Here is an 18,013-nt window from a genome sequence, read left to right on the forward strand (position 1 = left end):
ACTGCATGTTGAACTCGACGATGTGCCGGGTTATCAGAGCGGTGGAACAGGCGATCGCCGCCAGCGATCAAATGGCTACCAAGTCGACGCGTCCCTGGGCCGATGGCCAGATCAAGCGATTTCGCCGCCGCCTCCATTCGGGCGTCGCTTGTGGCGCTGTTTAGTCGTTCTCTATCACAAGATCGCCAATGGCTGCAGGATGCATTTGTTCGTGGATGTTTTGCGCATGTGCCATGGCGCTCTCGTAGTCAACGTGAAGGTGGACGCGCGACATCGCGCCATTAAGCTCGGTCACCACGACCTTTGATCCGATGGCGACGGCGCGCGTGCCTGCCGTTCCGACGAGGCGCATCGCGAAATCGATGTCGGTTATGATGCAAAGGCAGGGCCTGCCGTCCTCTTCAAAGCATATCGAGCTAATATCGTGTTGATCAAGAAAGACACAGAGAGCATCGCGTTCTGCAACACTCGCGACAGCTAATACTGCTGTGTCGCGTGCTACTGTCACGGATCTGGAGTATTCGTGGCCTGTGATGACTGTGCCCGTCGCCGCTCCGTTATTAGTCAGTGCTTTGCACACTATGGTGACTGCGTGCTTATTAGCATAATCCACTGCCCTGTGGTGCAGCACCTTTGCGCCCTGTCGCGACATCTGCGCGATTGTCCCATACCCAATCTTCGGGATTAATCGTGCCCCTGGTACAAGATGAGGATCTGCCGTGTAGACGCCCTTAACATCTGAATATATTTCGCACACTTGCCCTCCCAACATAGCCGCGATCACGACCGCTGTCAGATCGGAGCTGTTTCTGCCGAGAAACGTTAGTCTGCCCGACTGATCAACTGCCTGACCACCCGCGACAACGACAATGTCATGCTCCTGAAGTGCAGCCCTGATTGGCTGAGGATCGACGCTTTCAACTGAGGCGCGACCGAAGTCCGAATTTGTGCGTATCCCTAGGACATAGCCGTTCAACGACGTTACGGGAATCCCAAGGCGACTGACCGCAGCTTCCAACAGGCACGCACTCAGCATCTCGCCGATAGCAAGCGTCGCATCGAGATTCGATGGCGTTGCTTCCCTATTGACGCCAAGCACGGTTGATTTCAGCTCGTCGGTCATTCCAGACATTGCGCTGACCACGGCAACTATCTTGCTTCCTCCTTCAGCTCGCAGCTCAGCTAAATACCGAGCAACTCGGGCATAATGGCAAGGGTCTCGAAAACTCGAGCCCCCGAATTTGACAATAGTCGTCTTCATGATTCACCGATCAAATTTTTGGCGATCGCAAGCTGTGCGATGAGGAGTGCGTTGAGTGCGGCCCCAACCTGAACGTTGTCGGCTACAACCCACATCCACAGCCCGCGCGGGTTCTCTGGATTAACTCGGACCCGTCCGACGTGAACATCTGCAGGATCTCCCAGATAGCGCGGCGTTGGATATCCGTCAGCATAAAGTCGAACACCTGGTTCATTTGCCAGGAGCTCATGGACCTGTTCTAGTCGAACATGTTCGTCAAACTCGACGTATACCGCCTCGGAATGACCCGTCTTTACCGGCACTCTGACGCAGGTGGCGGCTAACTGCAGATGAGGCATACCGAAGATCTTCCGTGACTCTTGAACCAGCTTGCGTTCCTCAAGAGCCACGCCTTCGCGGGAAATCTGTCCGATCTGCGGTATGACGTTGAATGCAAGAGGGACAGGGAAGCTCTCCGCAGCGGGTCCGGTGCTCCCCTCGAGCCAGGCTTTGACACCGTCTTCCAGCTCCTTAATCCCGCGCAGGCCAACTCCTGAGGCGGCTTGAAAGGTGGTCAAAAGAACCTGGCTAATGCCGAACGTCGCTATCAACGGTCGCAGTGCCCGAACCAGCTGTATCGTGGAGCAATTTGGATTTGCTACTATTCCAGACGGTGGACGAACCGTAAGTGAACACGCGTTAACTTGTGGTACGATGAGGGGTACGTCAGGCCTCATTCGAAAGGCATTCGAGTTATCAATCACCAAGGCTCCTTGGGATGCGAACCGAGGTATCCATACGCCGCTTACGTCGCCGCCTGCAGAGAAGAATGCAATGTCGGTTTTGGTATCACCGATATCGCTAATGTCGCGGAGTGCCTCAACCTGGTATGTTTGGTCTCGAAACTTGAATTGGCGCGCACCCGAACTGGAGGCGAACATCCGCAGTCGATTGACCTTAATCTCACTTTTTTCCAATAACTTGATCAGGGCCGTTCCGACCGCCCCGGTTGCTCCAACGATAGAAATATCTAATGGTCTCATGAGTACCTCATTTAGACGCTCGTGGTTGGATCTTGCTTTCAATATTCGAAGCTCGCTTCGGCCGCCCAAGGATGTAACTGGAAGTCTGTCGTCGCGGCTTGATGCACAGTTCAATGCCTCCTCTCTTCAGATCGTTGGACTTTCGACCTGGTGTTTCCTGCAATAATTGCCTCCGAATGGCAGATTGGACGCCTAGAAAGGTCTTCGCGTCGCCAGCCGGCGGATTTGCTTTCAGGAAGCTGCCATGCGGCCTTCTCCACGTCTTCGAACCGATGCGATAGTCTCGCAATTTGGACGGTGCCGGCGGCTTCTAGCGCTCGGAACGGAATTCAAGATTCGTGCGGTGAAAGATGAGCAACGGCGATATGAGTCTGGCAGTTCTTTGGACAGACGCGGGCGCACGCTCCGCAGCCGATACAGCGGCCGGGATAATCAATGACCATGATGACCCGACTGAGTTCACCATTAAAGTCGTCCTCGCCATCGCAGGCACCGAGCATGTCGCCTGCTTCATCGATGCCGTAGAGATGCATGACCTCGCGTGAGCAGACCTTGAAGCAGCGACCGCAGCCAATGCAGGTCGCAGGGTTGATCGAATTCAAATATTCCGGCATCCATTGGGATCCGTCGCGAGTCACGCATGAGCTTGTCATAGATTCCTCCAATTTAGCGAGTTCTGCCGATGGCAAATGTGACAGCCGAAGGCCCGCCGATTGCCAGACAAAAACGAGTTGGCAGCTGTCTACAATCTTTGCCCAGCGCAGCCTCACCTTCGCTTCGATGTCTTTCGATCTTGTCGGAGATATTCTCGATCCCGGCGGCTTCCACGAAGGTCCACGTGTCGCTTGTCTCGTCGTAGGTGGCAAATAGTCTGACCGATGCAAACCGCGCTGTCAGTCCCTTCATATCTTGCGTGACGATCGCAATTCGCAGAGCGCCTGCCGGCAGTTTCGGCCGCTGTTGCTGGAGTCTCCCATTGAAGAGTGGGAGGCGACGAATTGATCTCATTTGCGATTCCCGCCTGTCGGTTGGGTCAACTGGACCGTGGGTTCGGAGGGTGGTTGGCCTGAATGATGTTTGCGAGGTCAAAGATCACATCGCGGGTTCCCCGGTATAATATTGTAAGCTTTTGCTGGCTGCCGACGCGGTCGAAAATTGGCAAACCAAGCCGCATCAGCGGAACGCCGAGGCGTTTGGCAGCTTCCCGGCCGTGCGAGTGTGTGGCGATAAGATCGGCCGTTGCGGCGAGACTCTCCAGATCGCTGAGATCACCGACTTTGACGGTGTTCGCCGGTACCATCTCGAGTGCCTTCGAAGTGCCGGTCGTGGCGACTGCGACCGCAATTTCCGCACCCATGGCAGTAAAAAGATTGGAGAACTGGAAAAGCTGATCCGGCTCGGAGGCGATTGCGATCTTCTTGCCTGCCATATGGAAATGTCCGTCGAGCATCGCATCCTGCAGCTGCATTCGATTGCGGCGGACGTTGAGCGGCGCCTGTTTCCGTGACAGAGCGGCAAGCACGCGAATAAAGCGATCGACGTTCTCTAGGCCCGTTAGCGATCTAAACAGGACGTATGGGACGCCGGTCAGTCTCTGTAGCGCTTCAGCCGGTCGCCGCATATGCTCACCGATTGCGATACACTGCATCGCAGTACCAAGATCGCGGATTTCCTGCACTTTCGTGCCGCCATATGTGGTCGGCATCCATTCTTCGGGGATGGACCCGTCGAGCGCTCCCGACACATCGGGAAGGATAACCGGATCGAGCCCGAAGCTTACGGCCGTCTCGCGCAAATGTTCAATATCAGCAACTGTTAAGTTGCAGCCAGGCAAGATCGCGATCTTGCCTGCATCTCGATACTGCTTTTCAGGTCGTGTTATTGCCTCGATCATGGCGGTAACAGCTTTAGACCAACCTTCCTCTATGGCGCCGTCAAAGTCCGGCGTGTTGGCGAGTACCACTTCGGTGCCCACAAGTTCTATCGCCCGCTTGCGTTTTATGTTTTCGACGTCACCGGCGACATCCTCGTCGCGGGCCTCTACCGATGCGGTCGTGCATATCCCGATCAGTCGTGGTCTTGTGCGGGCTTTGAGGCTGAGAATTGCCTCTTCGAGACGATCCGCGCCGCCGACGATTATCGAGGTTTCGTTCATCGCCGTCGTTTGCAGCGGGATCGCTTCATTGAAATGCCTCACGAGCAGTGCGAGCGCGAAGCTCGTACATCCCTGGCTGCCATGGAGCAGAGGTATTGCGCCGTCGACGCCCAGAAAGGCGAAGGCAGCACCAAGCGGCTGAGACGACTTCAGGGGGTTGACCGCCGCCGACTTATTTTGAGATACGACGCGTGCCATAGTACGACCTCAACATTTTTTGCGAGTGATCTCGCGGTTTTGGTTCGACGCGCTTACGCTTCTCTTTTAGCTCGTTATTAAACGACCAAGGCCGGCTCCCATGGCGCCGGCTCGCGCACCTGCGGCCACATCGGATTGTGGATTGCCAGGTCAATTTGTCGAGCAAGTTGCACCATTCCCTCATAGCCAGCGTAAGCGTGATGACGCTCCTGGTTGATGTCGAGCCAGGGCAGTTTTGCCTTTAGCGCTATATACTGGGTGCGTCCGCCCGACAGCATGATGTCAGCCTTTCTCTCGAGTAGAAGCGAGAAAAGTTCGCGCGGCGACATCGACTCGAACAGGAGGTTCTCCTCCTTCAGGGTCTGTTTCACTCGCTCTCTATCTTCGAGCGTCGATTTCTTGACTGATGTGCCGACGATCTCCATGCCGATCTCCATCAAGGCATGGACGACCGACCATGATTTCACGCCGCCTGTATTTAGAAGCACGCGCTTGCCCTCAAGGCGAGGTCGGTAGGCTTCCAGCCTCTTCCACACTTTTTCCTCTTCTTCCGCTACAAGGATTTCCGTGCGACGCAAAAGCGAGGGGTCGGCACCTTTCCTTACAAGCAGATCGGCGATCCGCCGGAGCGCCTCCGAGGTGCCGGAAATGCCATAGAAGGAGCCCTCAAAAAATGGAATGTCCCAGCGTTCCTGCATCTTACGTGCCAAAGCAACGAACGCTGTCGAACACACCGTCATCGCTGCGCGTGAGCGGTGGGCGGAGGCGACGTGCAGGTATCGCGCGTCTCCCGGGATACAGGCGCGGACGCGGATGCCGAGCTTATCCAAGAGCGGCTTCACCAGCCAGAACTCACCCGAGAGGTTAAATTCGCCGAGTATGTTGATATCGCAAACGCTTGGTTCATCGGCCTCCACGGTACCAATGACATGCTTTAGTAGCGCCTCGCCCGCTAGCTTGTTGCCGAGGTTCTTAGATCCGAGGAAGCCTGGCGCATTGACCGGCACCACTGGTAACGCAAATTCGTCCGACGCTCGCTTGCAAACAACCTCGATGTCGTCGCCGATCATAGCCGTTATGCAGGTTGAATAGACGAAGATTGCCGCGGGCGCATACCCCTCCTTAATTTCCCGGATTGCTTTAAAGAGCTTCCGTTCACTGTGGCCCATTACGATGTCGATTTCCGTAAGATCAGTCGTGAAGCTCGTGCGCCAAAGTGTTGGACCTGACGAGGCAGTGCCACGGTTGTCCCAGGAATTTCCCTCGCAGGCGAGCGGTCCGTGAATCAGATGCGCGACATCGGTAATCGGCTGCAATGCGACCTTGGCGCCGTCGAAAGCGCAACCGCCGACAGCCGTTCCCGGGGCCATTGGCCTCGCGCAATTCTTTCGGCGCGCCTTAGGACCCTTGCCGCCGCTCCTTTCACTCGCTAGCTCGTGGAAGGCATCTTTGATGTTGGCGTTGGGCGAGGACATTCGTCTGCCTTCATATCTGGTTTGAGAGATAGGCCGCCTGGCCGGCCGCCGCTCTTAGCGAGTGAGGTCATACGAATAGTCTGTCACACCGGCGTGCATTGTTTCGCGATCGAGGTTGTCGAAGATCTTGTCGAGGATCGCGGTCAAAAGACGCAGTCCGCCCTGGTAGCCCATGAGGGGGAATCGATGATGATGGTGCCGGTCAAAAATTGGAAAGGTTAGCCGAACCAGTGGGGTACCGGTGTCCCGTTCGAGATACTTCCCATAAGAATTGCCTATCAGGAGATCCACGGGCTCAGTGAAAAGTAGCGAGCGCAGTGCCCAGAGATCTTTGCCTGGCCAAACCTGTGCATTCTTCCCGAAGGGCGAGGATGCGAGGAGTTCCTTCATCTCGTCCTCCCAAGCTGAGGTGCCGTTAGTGGCAAGGCAGTGGGTTGGCTCGCCGCCGGTTTCCATGATGAAGCGCGCCATCCCATAGACGAAATCTGGATCGCCGTAGATCGCGTATTTTTTTCCATACAGCCAAGCTTGGCTGTCCGCCATCGCGTCGATGAGTCGCCCGCGCTCCAGACGGATCACCTCGGGAATTTCTCTCGTGGAAATGTCAGATATCGCCATCAGGAGTTCGTCGGTAGCTTCGACGCCAAGAGGATAGCGGAAGGAGGTCGTCGCTTGTCCAACGGCTCTGCAGTAATCCAGCGTCTTGCGAGTGTTGTAATATTGCAGGGACAACGTCCCCTCCGCGTTCAACGCCGCCTTCACGTCATTGATTTTGGTCCCCCCGTCATACATACGAAAGTTACCATCGGAGGGGGTATCGAACTGATCTGATGCGTCCTGGATGAACATGTAAGTCACTTGCATCAAGTCGAGCAGGCGTTTTAATTCGCGATTGTTCCCAACGCAGAAGCCATCAAATCCAGGAATGATGTTAATAGAAGCGGTGGCTTCACTTCGCGCGGTGCCCTTCCAGAAATTCTCCAGCACACCTTTTACCATGCTGTCGTAGCCATCGACATGGCTGCCGACAAAGGCTGGTGTGTGGGCAAAGGGGACATCGAAATCGCGCGGGACCGAACCTTCACTTTTGGCATTTTCGATAAAACCATGCAGGTCATCTCCGATGACCTCTGCCATACATGTGGTCGACACCGCGATCATCTTCGGGTTATAGAGCTTGTACGTGTTGGCGAGACCGTCGACCATATTTTTCAGGCCACCAAAAACAGCCGCGTCTTCTGTCATCGATGACGAGACCACCGATGACGGCTCCTTGAAATGGCGCGATAGGTGCGATCTGTAGTAGGCAACGCAACCTTGGCTGCCATGGACGAACGACATCGTTCGCTCGAATCCCGCCGCTGCGAACACCGCACCGAGGGGCTGGCAGGCTTTGGCTGGATTGACGACAAGGGCTTGGCGGGCCAAGTTTTTCTCTCGGTATTCCCAGCTCTTCGTGAATTCGCGCTGGTCCGACACGACCTGATCCGGGTGTGGGCACTCGAATTTCAGCTTTTTTTTGGCCAACATCTTCCTGTATTCCGGCTCGCAGAATAGGGGCGCGTGGTCGAGAGTTTTCTCAGCTGACTGCGGCATAGGGTCACCTCTTTCGATCTGGCCGCGGCTCAAGGGCGGTCCAGAAACATGCGTCGTTTAAGCCGTTGCGCGTTTACGCGCGAACGCTATGTTCTCACCCAGCAACCGCCGCCAAAATGCGGTCATTTTTCCAGGGCGCGTCGTAGAGACCCCAAACTGGATTGTTGATGGCCATGTCCATGTCCCGAGCGAAAATTGCGAAGCCGTCATAACCGTGATACGGACCAGAATAGTCCCAGGAGTGCATCTGACGGAATGGAATGCCCATTTTCTGCACCGGGTATTTTTCTTTAACGCCGGACCCGACGAGATCGGGCCGAATTCCCTCAATGAATTTCTCAAGTTCATAGCCAGTCACATCGTCGTAGATCAGCGTGCCATCTTTTACATAATGGCCAGTGCGCTGATAGTCGTCGCCGTGACCGAATTCGTAACCGGTTCCTACGATTTCCATCCCGAGGTCCTCATAGGCGGTGACGACGTGACGAGGACGCAATCCCCCGACGTAGAGCATCACCCGTTTGCCGGAAAGGCGCTGCCAGTATTTGTCGATTACGGCCCAAACGAGGGGTTGGTATTTGGCTATGACCTTTTCGGCTTTTTCTTGGATCTCCGGCCCGAAGTGTTCGGCAATGTTGCGCAGCGAGGCATCGATTTGGGAGTGTCCAAAGAAATTATATTCCATCCAAGGGATGCCATATTTTTCCTCCATGTGCCTGGAGATGTAATTCATCGACCGATAGCAGTGAATGAGGTTGAGTGCCGCTCTCGGCGCGCGCTCCACTTCGGCGAGAGTTGCATCTCCGGACCAGTTGCCGACCACGCGCAATCCGATCTCCTCGAGCAGGATGCGTGAGGCCCATGCGTCGCCGCCAATGTTATAGTCGCCTATGACATTTACGTCGTAGGGACCTGGATCGAATTTTATGTCTTTCTTGTCGAAGACCCAATCTCGAATTGCGTCGTTGGCGATGTGGTGGCCAAGCGATTGCGACACGCCACGGAAGCCTTCGCAGCGTACTGGCACGACGGTCGTCGCGTGTTCTTTGGCCTTCTTTCGCGCTACGGCCTCAATATCGTCGCCAATCAGACCGATCGGACATTCCGATTGTAGGGTGATGCCATTGCTTAGCGGGAAAAGTTCAGCAATCTCATCGATGACCTTTTCCAGTTTCTTGTCACCACCGAAAACGATATCTTTTTCCTGAAAATCAGATGTAAATTGCATCGTCACGAATGTGTCGATGCCTGTCAGACCGACGTAATAGTTGCGACGTTGCGACCAGGAATATTGACCGCAACCCACAGGCCCGTGTGAAATGTGAACCATATCCTTGATTGGTCCCCAGACGACACCTTTTGAACCGGCATAGGCGCAGCCGCGTATCGTCATCACGCCTGGAACAGACTTGATGTTCGACTTTACCTCGCATTCGCTGATCGCGTTTGCGTCCGTTTCGCTCGTTGCAACGCTGAGGTGTTTACTGCGGCGCTTCGCTGCTTTGCCCGGGTATTGCGACAGCACGTCTGCAATAAGCTTGGCATGGAAGTCACTGTCATTGTCGTATTTGAAGCTCATTGACACTACCCCTTAGAAAATCCGGATGAAGCCTCATGGCGAAACCTCCCTCACGGGACGACGGGCGCCTTGCGTGTCGCTGCGCGTCAGTGTGATCACTGGGCAGCTATCAACTTGGCATCCCTGGCTTGAAGTTCGGCAAGCATCTGCTCATCGGTTTTCATGATCCCGAAATCGAGAAGCATGTCCTCAAGTTCTTCCATGGTGATGGGGGTCGGGATGGTGCCTTTGCCAGAATTGTCATGTATTCTTTGGGCAAGTGTCCGGTACTCGGCCGCTTGCTGAGAGTCCGGCGCATATTGGATCACCGTCATCTTTCTAAGTTCGGCATGTTGGACAATGTTATCGCGTGGCACGAAGTGGATGAGCTTGGAATTGAGTTTGGCAGCCAGCGCTTCGGCGAGGTCGAGTTCGCGGTCGGTCTGACGCTCGTTACAAATGAGGCCACCCAGGCGCACGCTGCCGCCTGCAGCATATTTCAGGATGCCCCTGGCGATATTGTTGGCGGCATAGAGCGCCATCATTTCGCCGGACATGACGATGTAGATTTCCTGAGCTTTGTTTTCACGGATCGGCATCGCGAAGCCGCCGCACACAACGTCACCGAGCACGTCATAAGACACGTAGTCGACATCGTTGTAGGCGCCGTTCTCTTCGAGAAAGTTGATCGACGTGATAACGCCGCGTCCCGCGCAGCCGACGCCTGGCTCCGGACCGCCAGACTCCACGCATTTGATACCTTTATAGCCTACCTTGAGCACGTCTTCGAGTTCAAGATCTTCAACCGAACCTCTCGTTGCTGCGAGATCAAGAACCGTATCCTGGGCCTTCGAGTTCAAGATCAGGCGCGTAGAATCAGCCTTAGGGTCACAGCCGACGATGAGGATCTTCTGCCCATGGTCTACAAGGGCGGCCAGCGTGTTTTGGGACGTAGTGGACTTGCCAATTCCGCCTTTTCCATAGAATGCGATCTGACGCAGAGCTGCCATGCTTGGCGTTCCTTCATGTGTTCGAAGCAATTTGGTTACCCGCAACGCGGATGCGGCGGCCGTTCCGCTGCCTCTCAATAGCTCTCAAGATTCGTGCCAAGCGGCCGATTGAGCTGACGAACAATAATTCGCCGCGATTCCAGCTATGTGGGCGTAAAATACGGGATTGAGAACACAAACGCTTGTCAAGTAACCGACAAAGGTGATGACAATGTCGAAATAGATTGTCACCCTCTGAGGGCCAATGAATGGTGGCCGTTTGTGCAATATCTGACCAACCGGCAGGATGTCTCATTTATCCATGCGTAGCTTCTAGGACTTTGTTAGAGCAGCCATCACCAGACCGGCCGTAACAAATTCTGATCACTTGCCGCAAGCGCTGTCTCCGGCGATGACAAGCGCCATGCCGCGTCTGGTGCCCGCATAGGGTTAACGTCCTACTCTGCTGTCCATTATGATAGTGGCAGTGATGTCAACGAAGCTCTCGCCCCCGCACACACGGTCAGCAATCATGACCCTTAGACGACGAAGAAGGCGCCACTTGTGACCACACGTCGTGCGGCATGGTCCAAGTTGCCTAGCTGCTTCTTCAAGGGCACCCGCCCGGCGTAGATCGTTCAGAAAGCTCGGCTTTTCAGTAGCGTACCACCTTTGCCAACTTCAGAACAAATGATCTGCTCGTAATTTTCGAGCCTTCGCCGAGTACCATTTCTCCGCGTCAGGGATCTAAGTTGGCAAATTCCAAATGGCCTATTTAGTTGGGGTACGTCATGAGTTACGGCGTTGTCGCTACCTTTGTCGGTTACGTGACAGGCGTTCTTGTTCTCAATCCCGTATTTTACGCCCACATAGCTGGAATCGCGGCGGATTATAGTTTGTCAGCTCGATCGGCCAGCTTGGCACGAATCTTGAGAGCTATTGAGAGGCAGCGGAACGGCCGCCGCATCCGCGTTGCGGGATAACCGCGTTGGTTTGAACACGTTAAGGAGTACAGGCATGCCCGACTTAAAGGTAGGAGACCTAGCACCTTCAATCAACGATTTGGAATGGGTTCGTGGCGAGTCTCTTGAGGCTTTTCAACGTGGCAAAGTTTACATCATCGCGTTTATGACAACTACCTGCCCAGCCTGCGCGCGCGAGATGCCCCGTCTCAGGCAACTGCAGAAGAAATACCGAGATGTTGGTCTTGACGTCATCGGTGTCGTGTTGCTTGAACGCGATTCAACGGCGGCTGAGGCTCGAGCTGATGTGCACGCATGGCTGAACCGGACGTGCCCAAATCTGAATTTTGGAATAGGGGTCGATTTAACAGGCCAAAAATACAGGCTCTGGATGGAGCCGAGCCATTCTACAGAAGTGCCTACCCTTTTCATCGTCGACCGCGACGGAAACGTCGCCGCTATCGACCCTACGGGCCTCGATTACGTTGTGCCGAAAGTGCTTGACGGCAGCTAGCGCAAGGCCACGCAGCCTGCTGAATGCGTCGATCACACCCGCCTCCACTGCCGATTCAAAGGGATCACAGCAAAAACATAAACTAACTCGCTTATGAGGTCCGCACGCCACAAGCGGTCTTCCGTGCATAGGAGACACGATGTACGACATTGTCACGACAATTCGCGGGTTCAGCGACATGCCTTCATTTCTCAGTCCCATATTTGAGCGCCTAAATAGCTGGCACAGCAGTGAATAATATGGGTCGGCTACAACGAAGCTAACTGGCACGAAACTTGAAAGAAATGGGCCGGACGACGAAGGTCGCCAAGTTATAACCGCTGTGCCAGCCGGCATTCCGTTCGGACCCTGGCTTGTGACAGCAGACCGAAATCGCAGCGGAGGAAGATCGTGTTGATTGACAGCAACTCCAACTCGCTTTCTGCATTCCAAAACCTCGAATCGAATGTTAGGTCGTATTCGCGATCCTTTCCCACCGTATTTAGGAAGGGCGTGGGAGCCATTCTCGAGGATGAGAAAGGTTTTGAATACATCGACTTTCTCACAGGCGCCGGCGCTCTCAACTACGGTCATAACGATCCCGATTTGCTCAACGCCGTGGCGGAATACCTGAAATCGAATGGAATCATTCATGCATTGGACATGGCTACGTCAGCCAAACGAGAGTTTATGGAGTGTTTTGATGCGACAATTTTGCACCCACGTGGGTTGAAATATAAGTTTCAGTTTCCCGGTCCCACTGGCACCAACGCCGTGGAAGCTGCTCTAAAGCTCGCACGCAAGGTTACGGGACGTCGCAATATAATATCATTTACCAACGCTTTTCATGGAGTGAGCCTGGGCGCACTTGCGGTCACGGGCAATCGACACTACCGCGATGTGGCGGGCCTTCCTCCGGCAGGTGGCATATTCATGCACTATGACGGCTACTTTGGAGCCGATATAGACACGTCGGAATACTTGGACAAGGTGCTGTCTGACGCAAGCAGTGGCATTGATCTGCCAGCTGCCATCATTTTGGAGACCGTTCAGGGCGAGGGGGGCATAAACGTTGCGAGCGAGAAGTGGCTGCGGTCGGTTGAGCGACTTTGCAGAAAGAATGACATTCTCCTCATCGTTGACGACGTTCAAGCAGGATGTGGGAGAACCGGCAGTTTCTTCAGCTTTGAGTTCGCCGGTTTATCACCCGACATTGTCGTTCTGTCGAAGTCACTGAGTGGCCTTGGGCTGCCGCTATCCCTTTTGCTGCTCAAGCCGGAGCTCGACGTATGGCAGCCGGCAGAGCACATCGGGACGTTCCGAGGCAACAATCTTGCGCTCGTGACAGCGACGAGCGCTTTGAGGAAATTCTGGGCGAATGACAATCTGTGTGACGATGTCATGAAAAAGGGAAGCGTCATGAGCGAGCGCCTGCGGCAGATCGCGCAAAGCACCCAAAAACACAATCTATCCGTCCGGGGAAGAGGCCTGATGCTGGCGCTCGACTGCGCTACTGGCAACTTGGCCGAAAAAATCCAACGCAAAGCCTTTGAGGGGGGGCTTGTGGTCGAGAGATGCGGTGCGGAGGACCACGTTATCAAGTTTCTTCCACCCCTGACGATTGATGCGCAGACGCTTCAACGGGGTCTGGACATTCTGGACCTGTCTGTCCACGCAAGCGCTTGACGCTCAAACCCTTATGGGCACGAGCTTCGATGCAGGGGCCAAGCGAGCCATGAACTCACTTCGAAGACACGTTGAGGGACGTTCGCGGAAATAATGTCGAGATTCACTCCAGCGGCGAGGGGAGCGAGCATCTCGATGGAACACCAAGGGAGTTCTGGCCAAGAGGAGCGACATTGCAAAACAGCAACCCGAAATGAGCGAGAGCGAGCTCACATGTCTTGGCCAAACTGGTCTTTGTTGAGCGTTGCAACCCTCGTCCGTACCGCGTGCCAAGCGATAAAGGGTCAACAGCCGATGGTCACAAGAGCACTCATTTTGGTTGAAGGCGATCCCGCGAGCAATGGTTTGCTATACGTTCAAGCGGCGCAGCGGCTTGATCTTCATCCAGTTATCCTGTCGACTGATACAGCTCAGTACGACTGTCTTGCGGACGCAGGGATTGAGGCAATCCGCGTCGAGACAAACAATTTCGATGCGGTGATCCGCGAATGTTACCAGCTGCGTGCGACCTACGACGTTGCCGGCATTACGTGTGCCAAGGAGGCTGTATGTGCGGTGGCCGCCAAAGTCTGCCGGCATCTCGATCTGCCGGGGCCAAACCCCAAATCAATTGAGCAATGCTGCAACAAATTCGCTCAGCGCCAGTTGCTCGAGGAGGCCGGCGTTCCCGTACCTGCTTATCGCGTCGCAGCGAATGTGAAAGGCGTATTAGGCGCTGCAGCGGAGATCGGCCTGCCAGTGATACTGAAGCCAGCCGTCGGAAACGGCAGCAGTGGCGTCTGCTTATGCAGCGACGTCAATAAGATAGCCGAACATACAACCTATCTGTTAGGCGGGACGTACGCTTGGCGGTCGTCGCCGAGAATATTGGTCGAAGAATTCGCACAAGGCCCCCATTATATCGCTCATACGATGGGACATGAAGTCATTGGAATTGAGGCCGCCGACTTCGATCGTCCACCGCATTTCGTCTTTCGTCAGTCGATTTTTCCAGCGTTGCTAACTCGTGAGGAGCGTCAACGTATCGACGATGTTTCGCTGAGCTGCTTGCGAGCTCTCGGTCTTGGCTGGGGACCTGCTAACATCGAACTCCGGTGGACAGAGCGTGGCCCGGTCGTCATTGAAGTCAATCCGCGTCTTGCCGGCGATCCTCAATTGGTTCAGCTGGCTCACGGTGTCGATCTCGTTACCGAGCACATCAAACTTGTTATCGGCGACAAATGTGATTTGCTTCGAACGCGTTCGCAAACTGCGGCGTTTCGAAATCTACTTCCCGATCGCGATGGCACCCTCGACTGGATCCGAGGCGCTAGTCAGGCAGCGGCTGTACCAGGTGTCGTTGAGGTGAAGCTCCATGTCGGACCCAAGGCGCCGATCATCAGGAAAGGCGATTACCGAGACAGTATCGGGCACATCATCGTCACTTCGCCCTGTCGGAAACAGACGACGACCATACTTCAGCGCGCCTTCGACCTAATCGATTGGTCGATTAAACCGTTTGATGACGCGGAAGCCAGCGATGATGCTTTTAATGTTTCTTAAAACGTTGAAGCTGTTGGAGACATCACGGACATGACCTTCGAACGACAAGCGTCGTCTGGGCCGCTCTACATGTTTCCGTCCGCTTTTCGACGCAGAATGACTGTCGCTCGCGAGCTTCGAGTTCTTTGCAAACGGCCGGTTGTCATTGGCTTTAATTCAATACCTTGCGCTAAGGAAGTCACCATGACTACCCGTTCAATCAGACTTCGTATCGCCGTTCTCTTTGGAGGGCGATCTACAGAACATAATGCTTCAGTGCTTTCGGCGACAAACATCATGCAGGCTATAGAGCCAACCAAATACGATGCCGTTCCCGTCTTCGTCACGCGGGAGGGACGATGGTTGTTGAGCAAATTTGAGAATGATACGCTCGCGACCCCATCAGCGGGAACAGAGGTCTGCCTCGTCCCCGGCGGACGTGGGCGCATGATAGCAGTTATGCCAGACGGCAGCATAAGTGGCGCTGGGACAATCGATATCCTGTTCCCGGTGCTGCATGGGCTCCATGGGGAAGATGGCTCCGTGCAGGGGCTTGCAGATGTCGCGCGAGTACCGCTCGCCGGCTGCGGCATCCTCGGTTCAGCGACGTCGTTGGACAAGGAAATCGCGAAACAGTTGCTCAGGTCGGCGGGGCTGCCAGTTGCGCGTTCAGTCACCATTCACATGGGCAAGACGCCTTCGCTGGCCGCTTTGCAGCGCGAACTTGGTTCGCCGATTTTCATCAAGCCGGCACGGCAAGGTTCGTCAGTCGGAGTGAGAAAGATTTCTGGGACGCAGGAGTTCGCGCTAGCGCTTGCCCAAGGTTTTAAGCATGACTGCAAGCTGCTGGCTGAGGAATTCATCCCCGGGTTTGAGATCGAATGTGGCGTGCTGGAGGATACGAAAGGCGGACTCTTTGTCTCTCGCCCGGGTCAGATCAAAGCATCCGAAAGCCACGGTTTCTACAGCTATGACGCAAAGTATGTCGACAGGGACGGTGCGGCACTGACGGTTCCCGCGGAACTGCCGGAGGATGTCGAGATGCAGATCCAGGAGGCGGCAGCCTTAGCATTCAGAGCTTTAGGTTGCGACGGCATGGCTCGTGTCGATTTATTCCTGACTGCGAACATGCAGTTCTATATCAACGAGGTCAATACCATCCCAGGCTTTACCAGTACCAGCATGTATCCGAAGGTGCTGGCAGCGAGCGGCGTCAGTTATCGCGAGTTCATTAATCGGCTTGTAGAACATGGATTGGCAAGGGCGGCACGAGCAACCTGAACCGAGTTAAGATGTCGCCGGAGGTTAGGCGCTGCATCGTAGGCTCTAGCTTTCTAGATCTCGCGTCGATCGAGTTGCTCGCCACAAAAAGCAGCGACTGGCGGCAGGGCGAACACGAATGTTCCCTGGTCAGCGTCATGAACGGAGCGACCTGAGAGCTGCGACGCGCCATGCTCGACATGGAACAAGGAAGCCGCACCCTCGAACCCACATGGAGCGCGCAAGCAGAGATTCATTTGTACCTCCCTCTATTACTTGCGAACTCAGACTTCGGTCTGACCTCGGTAAAAAGTGTGATCCGAAGCTTTTGATGACCTTCCCGCCAAAACTCATCCAGGTTTTAATTCGCTCGAAGGGCCGAACGGCGCAGTCCCGACATGACAACGAACATCCGAAATCAAATGTCGGGTTTGTAATGTCCGCGCCACATTCTTGTCGAACCACTGGTTTGCTATTTTTAAGCTAAGCGACGGAATCAAAACGTAAATACATGTCCATGGCTCACCGCCCGAACTCGGCACGAACCTTGCAAAGAGGAATTCGGCAGGAACAGCCACCCGACCATGTCGCGGAAAACGGAGATCGATAGATTGAAAAAAGCAACGCAATGTCTGCTCGTTATACAGGTTTTCCCCGGGCTAACGGCATCGGCATGCACAGAACGGCTTCCAACCCGAACTCGCGGACCTCGATGCCGTTCGGCAGTGACGACACGTAGCGGACCTCATACTGAGCGCAAAGGGTCAGGACGGTCCTGCGTCTCGCGACAGAGCAAGGCTCGATGAAGAGCTTCAACTCGTGACGTCGTCGAAAACCGCTTGTGCTTCAGTCCTTCAGGAGATAGCGATGAGCGAACTTGTTGGCATTTATGTTGATCATCAGATGACCTCGCCACTTGCCATGGCGCAACATTCGGCGAAGATCAAGCCGATTGCGGGCGAACTAGCGCGAAAAGGAGTTCTGCTGGTTACGACCTGCCTACGGGTTGAGGTCTATTGTAACGAGTCGGCACTCGGGGACATCAATAGCACGGTATTTTCTGGCTTTGCATGTGGACGCATTCAAGGTGCGGTCCCTATTGTTCAGCGTCTTGCCGAAATCGCAGCCGGCGCCCGTTCCCAGATCCTCGGCGAGAACTACGTCAGCGATCAACTCGAAAAAGCTAGTGAACTTCTTGATCCAAACCTTCCGATTTTTCAAATAGCACGGTTCGCGATCGATGTGGGTCGCAGAGCGCGTGCGCGACATGGGTTCATTGCACCGTTCAACTATGACCAAATCGTCCGGGACATCATAGATGACCTGTTCAAAGACGGAGCGCCACGCGACCGCCTTTTAATGATTGGGGCGGGTATGCTGGGTCGTGACCTGATCAGGAGTGGCGTGGGAGAGCGTTTCCGCTCGACAGAAATCGTAACGCGGAATCCCAAGAAACTTCGCAAACGTCTCCGCAGATTGACTGACGTAGAAGTCGCGCTCATCCGCCCGGCAGAAGTTGGACGCGCACGCGGACCGCGGTCGATCGCTGTGATCGCGACCACCGATGTGAATGATGAATACGCAACCATTCTTCGGAATGCGCTTCTGTGTCTCGAGCCTCGCGCCGTAATAGATCTGTCATCAATCCCGGTTTTGTCGAGCTCAGCAGTCGGGAAGCTCAACTATGTGACCATGTACGACGAGGTGTTTCTCAAATTCATCGAGAAAAACAATAAGCAGCTGGCTGCGAAACTGCCCCTCGTATGCTCCGAGATTGCGGCAACAATCGGTGTGGCGCAAATGGCCACTAACTGAGTTTTGGAGATCACGGCACGCA

14 protein-coding genes are annotated in these 18,013 nt (G+C 54.8%); 5 read left to right on the plus strand and 9 right to left on the minus strand.

Features of this window, described 5'->3' with window-relative positions; all coding sequences use genetic code 11:
* Nucleotides 1-160: 160 nt before the first annotated feature.
* The 9 genes from J7U39_RS27420 to nifH form a co-directional block, all read right to left on the minus strand.
* Nucleotides 161-1,261, minus strand: a complete 1,101-nt coding sequence (locus tag J7U39_RS27420; protein ID WP_210633187.1) for a uridylate kinase — start codon at nucleotides 1,259-1,261, stop codon at nucleotides 161-163.
* Nucleotides 1,258-2,283, minus strand: coding sequence for an aspartate-semialdehyde dehydrogenase (locus J7U39_RS27425; protein ID WP_168301765.1), 1,026 nt, complete (start codon nucleotides 2,281-2,283; stop codon nucleotides 1,258-1,260). The genes J7U39_RS27420 and J7U39_RS27425 overlap by 4 nt, the downstream gene beginning before the upstream one ends.
* Nucleotides 2,284-2,612: 329 nt before the next feature.
* Entirely contained in the window at nucleotides 2,613-2,936 is a 324-nt protein-coding gene (gene fdxB / locus J7U39_RS27430; protein ID WP_207603967.1) for a ferredoxin III, nif-specific, read from the minus strand.
* A gap of 13 nt (nucleotides 2,937-2,949) precedes the next feature.
* Nucleotides 2,950-3,291 carry a hypothetical protein gene (locus J7U39_RS27435; protein WP_210633188.1) on the minus strand — a complete coding sequence of 114 codons (342 nt, stop codon included), beginning with the start codon at nucleotides 3,289-3,291 and terminating at the stop codon, nucleotides 2,950-2,952.
* Nucleotides 3,292-3,316: 25 nt separating this feature from the next.
* On the minus strand, nucleotides 3,317-4,636 hold the full coding sequence (gene nifN, locus J7U39_RS27440; RefSeq protein ID WP_207603903.1) for a nitrogenase iron-molybdenum cofactor biosynthesis protein NifN: 1,320 nt from the start codon (nucleotides 4,634-4,636) through the stop codon (nucleotides 3,317-3,319).
* Nucleotides 4,637-4,713: 77 nt separating this feature from the next.
* Complete coding sequence (gene nifE / locus J7U39_RS27445; protein WP_207603904.1) at nucleotides 4,714-6,111, minus strand: nitrogenase iron-molybdenum cofactor biosynthesis protein NifE; 1,398 nt, start codon at nucleotides 6,109-6,111, stop codon at nucleotides 4,714-4,716.
* Between the two features lie 54 nt (nucleotides 6,112-6,165).
* Nucleotides 6,166-7,707 carry a nitrogenase molybdenum-iron protein subunit beta gene (gene nifK / locus J7U39_RS27450; RefSeq protein ID WP_168301761.1) on the minus strand — a complete coding sequence of 514 codons (1,542 nt, stop codon included), beginning with the start codon at nucleotides 7,705-7,707 and terminating at the stop codon, nucleotides 6,166-6,168.
* 94 nt (nucleotides 7,708-7,801) lie between these two features.
* Nucleotides 7,802-9,286: a nitrogenase molybdenum-iron protein alpha chain gene (gene nifD / locus J7U39_RS27455; RefSeq protein ID WP_168260058.1), complete on the minus strand. Its 1,485-nt coding sequence runs from the start codon at nucleotides 9,284-9,286 to the stop codon at nucleotides 7,802-7,804.
* A gap of 95 nt (nucleotides 9,287-9,381) precedes the next feature.
* Nucleotides 9,382-10,275 (minus strand): nitrogenase iron protein, encoded by an 894-nt coding sequence (nifH, locus tag J7U39_RS27460; protein WP_003551759.1) that lies wholly within the window; start codon nucleotides 10,273-10,275, stop codon nucleotides 9,382-9,384.
* A gap of 996 nt (nucleotides 10,276-11,271) precedes the next feature.
* On the opposite strand from nifH, the gene J7U39_RS27465 reads away from it, so the two are divergent.
* From J7U39_RS27465 to J7U39_RS27485, 5 genes are all read left to right on the plus strand, one after another.
* The gene (locus J7U39_RS27465) at nucleotides 11,272-11,730 is read left to right on the plus strand and encodes a TlpA disulfide reductase family protein (RefSeq protein ID WP_018517578.1); all 459 of its coding nucleotides are present in this window, start codon (nucleotides 11,272-11,274) and stop codon (nucleotides 11,728-11,730) included.
* A gap of 390 nt (nucleotides 11,731-12,120) precedes the next feature.
* On the plus strand, nucleotides 12,121-13,395 hold the full coding sequence (gene ectB / locus J7U39_RS27470) for a diaminobutyrate--2-oxoglutarate transaminase (protein ID WP_168299473.1): 1,275 nt from the start codon (nucleotides 12,121-12,123) through the stop codon (nucleotides 13,393-13,395).
* Nucleotides 13,396-13,689: 294 nt separating this feature from the next.
* Nucleotides 13,690-14,937, plus strand: a complete 1,248-nt coding sequence (locus tag J7U39_RS27475) for an acetyl-CoA carboxylase biotin carboxylase subunit family protein (protein ID WP_050566348.1) — start codon at nucleotides 13,690-13,692, stop codon at nucleotides 14,935-14,937.
* Between the two features lie 183 nt (nucleotides 14,938-15,120).
* Nucleotides 15,121-16,197, plus strand: coding sequence for a D-alanine--D-alanine ligase family protein (locus tag J7U39_RS27480; RefSeq protein WP_018517581.1), 1,077 nt, complete (start codon nucleotides 15,121-15,123; stop codon nucleotides 16,195-16,197).
* An 846-nt stretch (nucleotides 16,198-17,043) separates the two neighbouring features.
* A complete protein-coding gene (locus tag J7U39_RS27485) occupies nucleotides 17,044-17,991 on the plus strand; it encodes a hypothetical protein (protein WP_018517582.1) in 948 nt (315 codons plus the stop codon).
* The last annotated feature ends 22 nt before the right edge of the window (nucleotides 17,992-18,013 follow it).

Origin of the sequence: Rhizobium sp. NLR16a (assembly GCF_017948245.1) — a bacterium.
In the GTDB taxonomy this organism is placed as follows: domain Bacteria; phylum Pseudomonadota; class Alphaproteobacteria; order Rhizobiales; family Rhizobiaceae; genus Rhizobium.

Excerpts from the sequence above, each read along its gene's own strand:
- J7U39_RS27425 (WP_168301765.1), bottom strand. The coding sequence starts at position 2,283 with ATGAGACCATTAGATATTTCTATCGTTGGAGCAACCGGGGCGGTCGGA.
- J7U39_RS27465 (WP_018517578.1), top strand. The coding sequence starts at position 11,272 with ATGCCCGACTTAAAGGTAGGAGACCTAGCACCTTCAATCAACGATTTG.
- nifE (WP_207603904.1), bottom strand. The coding sequence starts at position 6,111 with ATGTCCTCGCCCAACGCCAACATCAAAGATGCCTTCCACGAGCTAGCG.
- nifN (WP_207603903.1), bottom strand. The coding sequence starts at position 4,636 with ATGGCACGCGTCGTATCTCAAAATAAGTCGGCGGCGGTCAACCCCCTG.
- J7U39_RS27435 (WP_210633188.1), bottom strand. The coding sequence starts at position 3,291 with ATGAGATCAATTCGTCGCCTCCCACTCTTCAATGGGAGACTCCAGCAA.
- J7U39_RS27480 (WP_018517581.1), top strand. The coding sequence starts at position 15,121 with ATGACTACCCGTTCAATCAGACTTCGTATCGCCGTTCTCTTTGGAGGG.
- nifK (WP_168301761.1), bottom strand. The coding sequence starts at position 7,707 with ATGCCGCAGTCAGCTGAGAAAACTCTCGACCACGCGCCCCTATTCTGC.
- J7U39_RS27475 (WP_050566348.1), top strand. The coding sequence starts at position 13,690 with ATGGTCACAAGAGCACTCATTTTGGTTGAAGGCGATCCCGCGAGCAAT.
- J7U39_RS27420 (WP_210633187.1), bottom strand. The coding sequence starts at position 1,261 with ATGAAGACGACTATTGTCAAATTCGGGGGCTCGAGTTTTCGAGACCCT.
- nifD (WP_168260058.1), bottom strand. The coding sequence starts at position 9,286 with ATGAGCTTCAAATACGACAATGACAGTGACTTCCATGCCAAGCTTATT.
- J7U39_RS27485 (WP_018517582.1), top strand. The coding sequence starts at position 17,044 with ATGAGCGAACTTGTTGGCATTTATGTTGATCATCAGATGACCTCGCCA.
- nifH (WP_003551759.1), bottom strand. The coding sequence starts at position 10,275 with ATGGCAGCTCTGCGTCAGATCGCATTCTATGGAAAAGGCGGAATTGGC.
- fdxB (WP_207603967.1), bottom strand. The coding sequence starts at position 2,936 with ATGACAAGCTCATGCGTGACTCGCGACGGATCCCAATGGATGCCGGAA.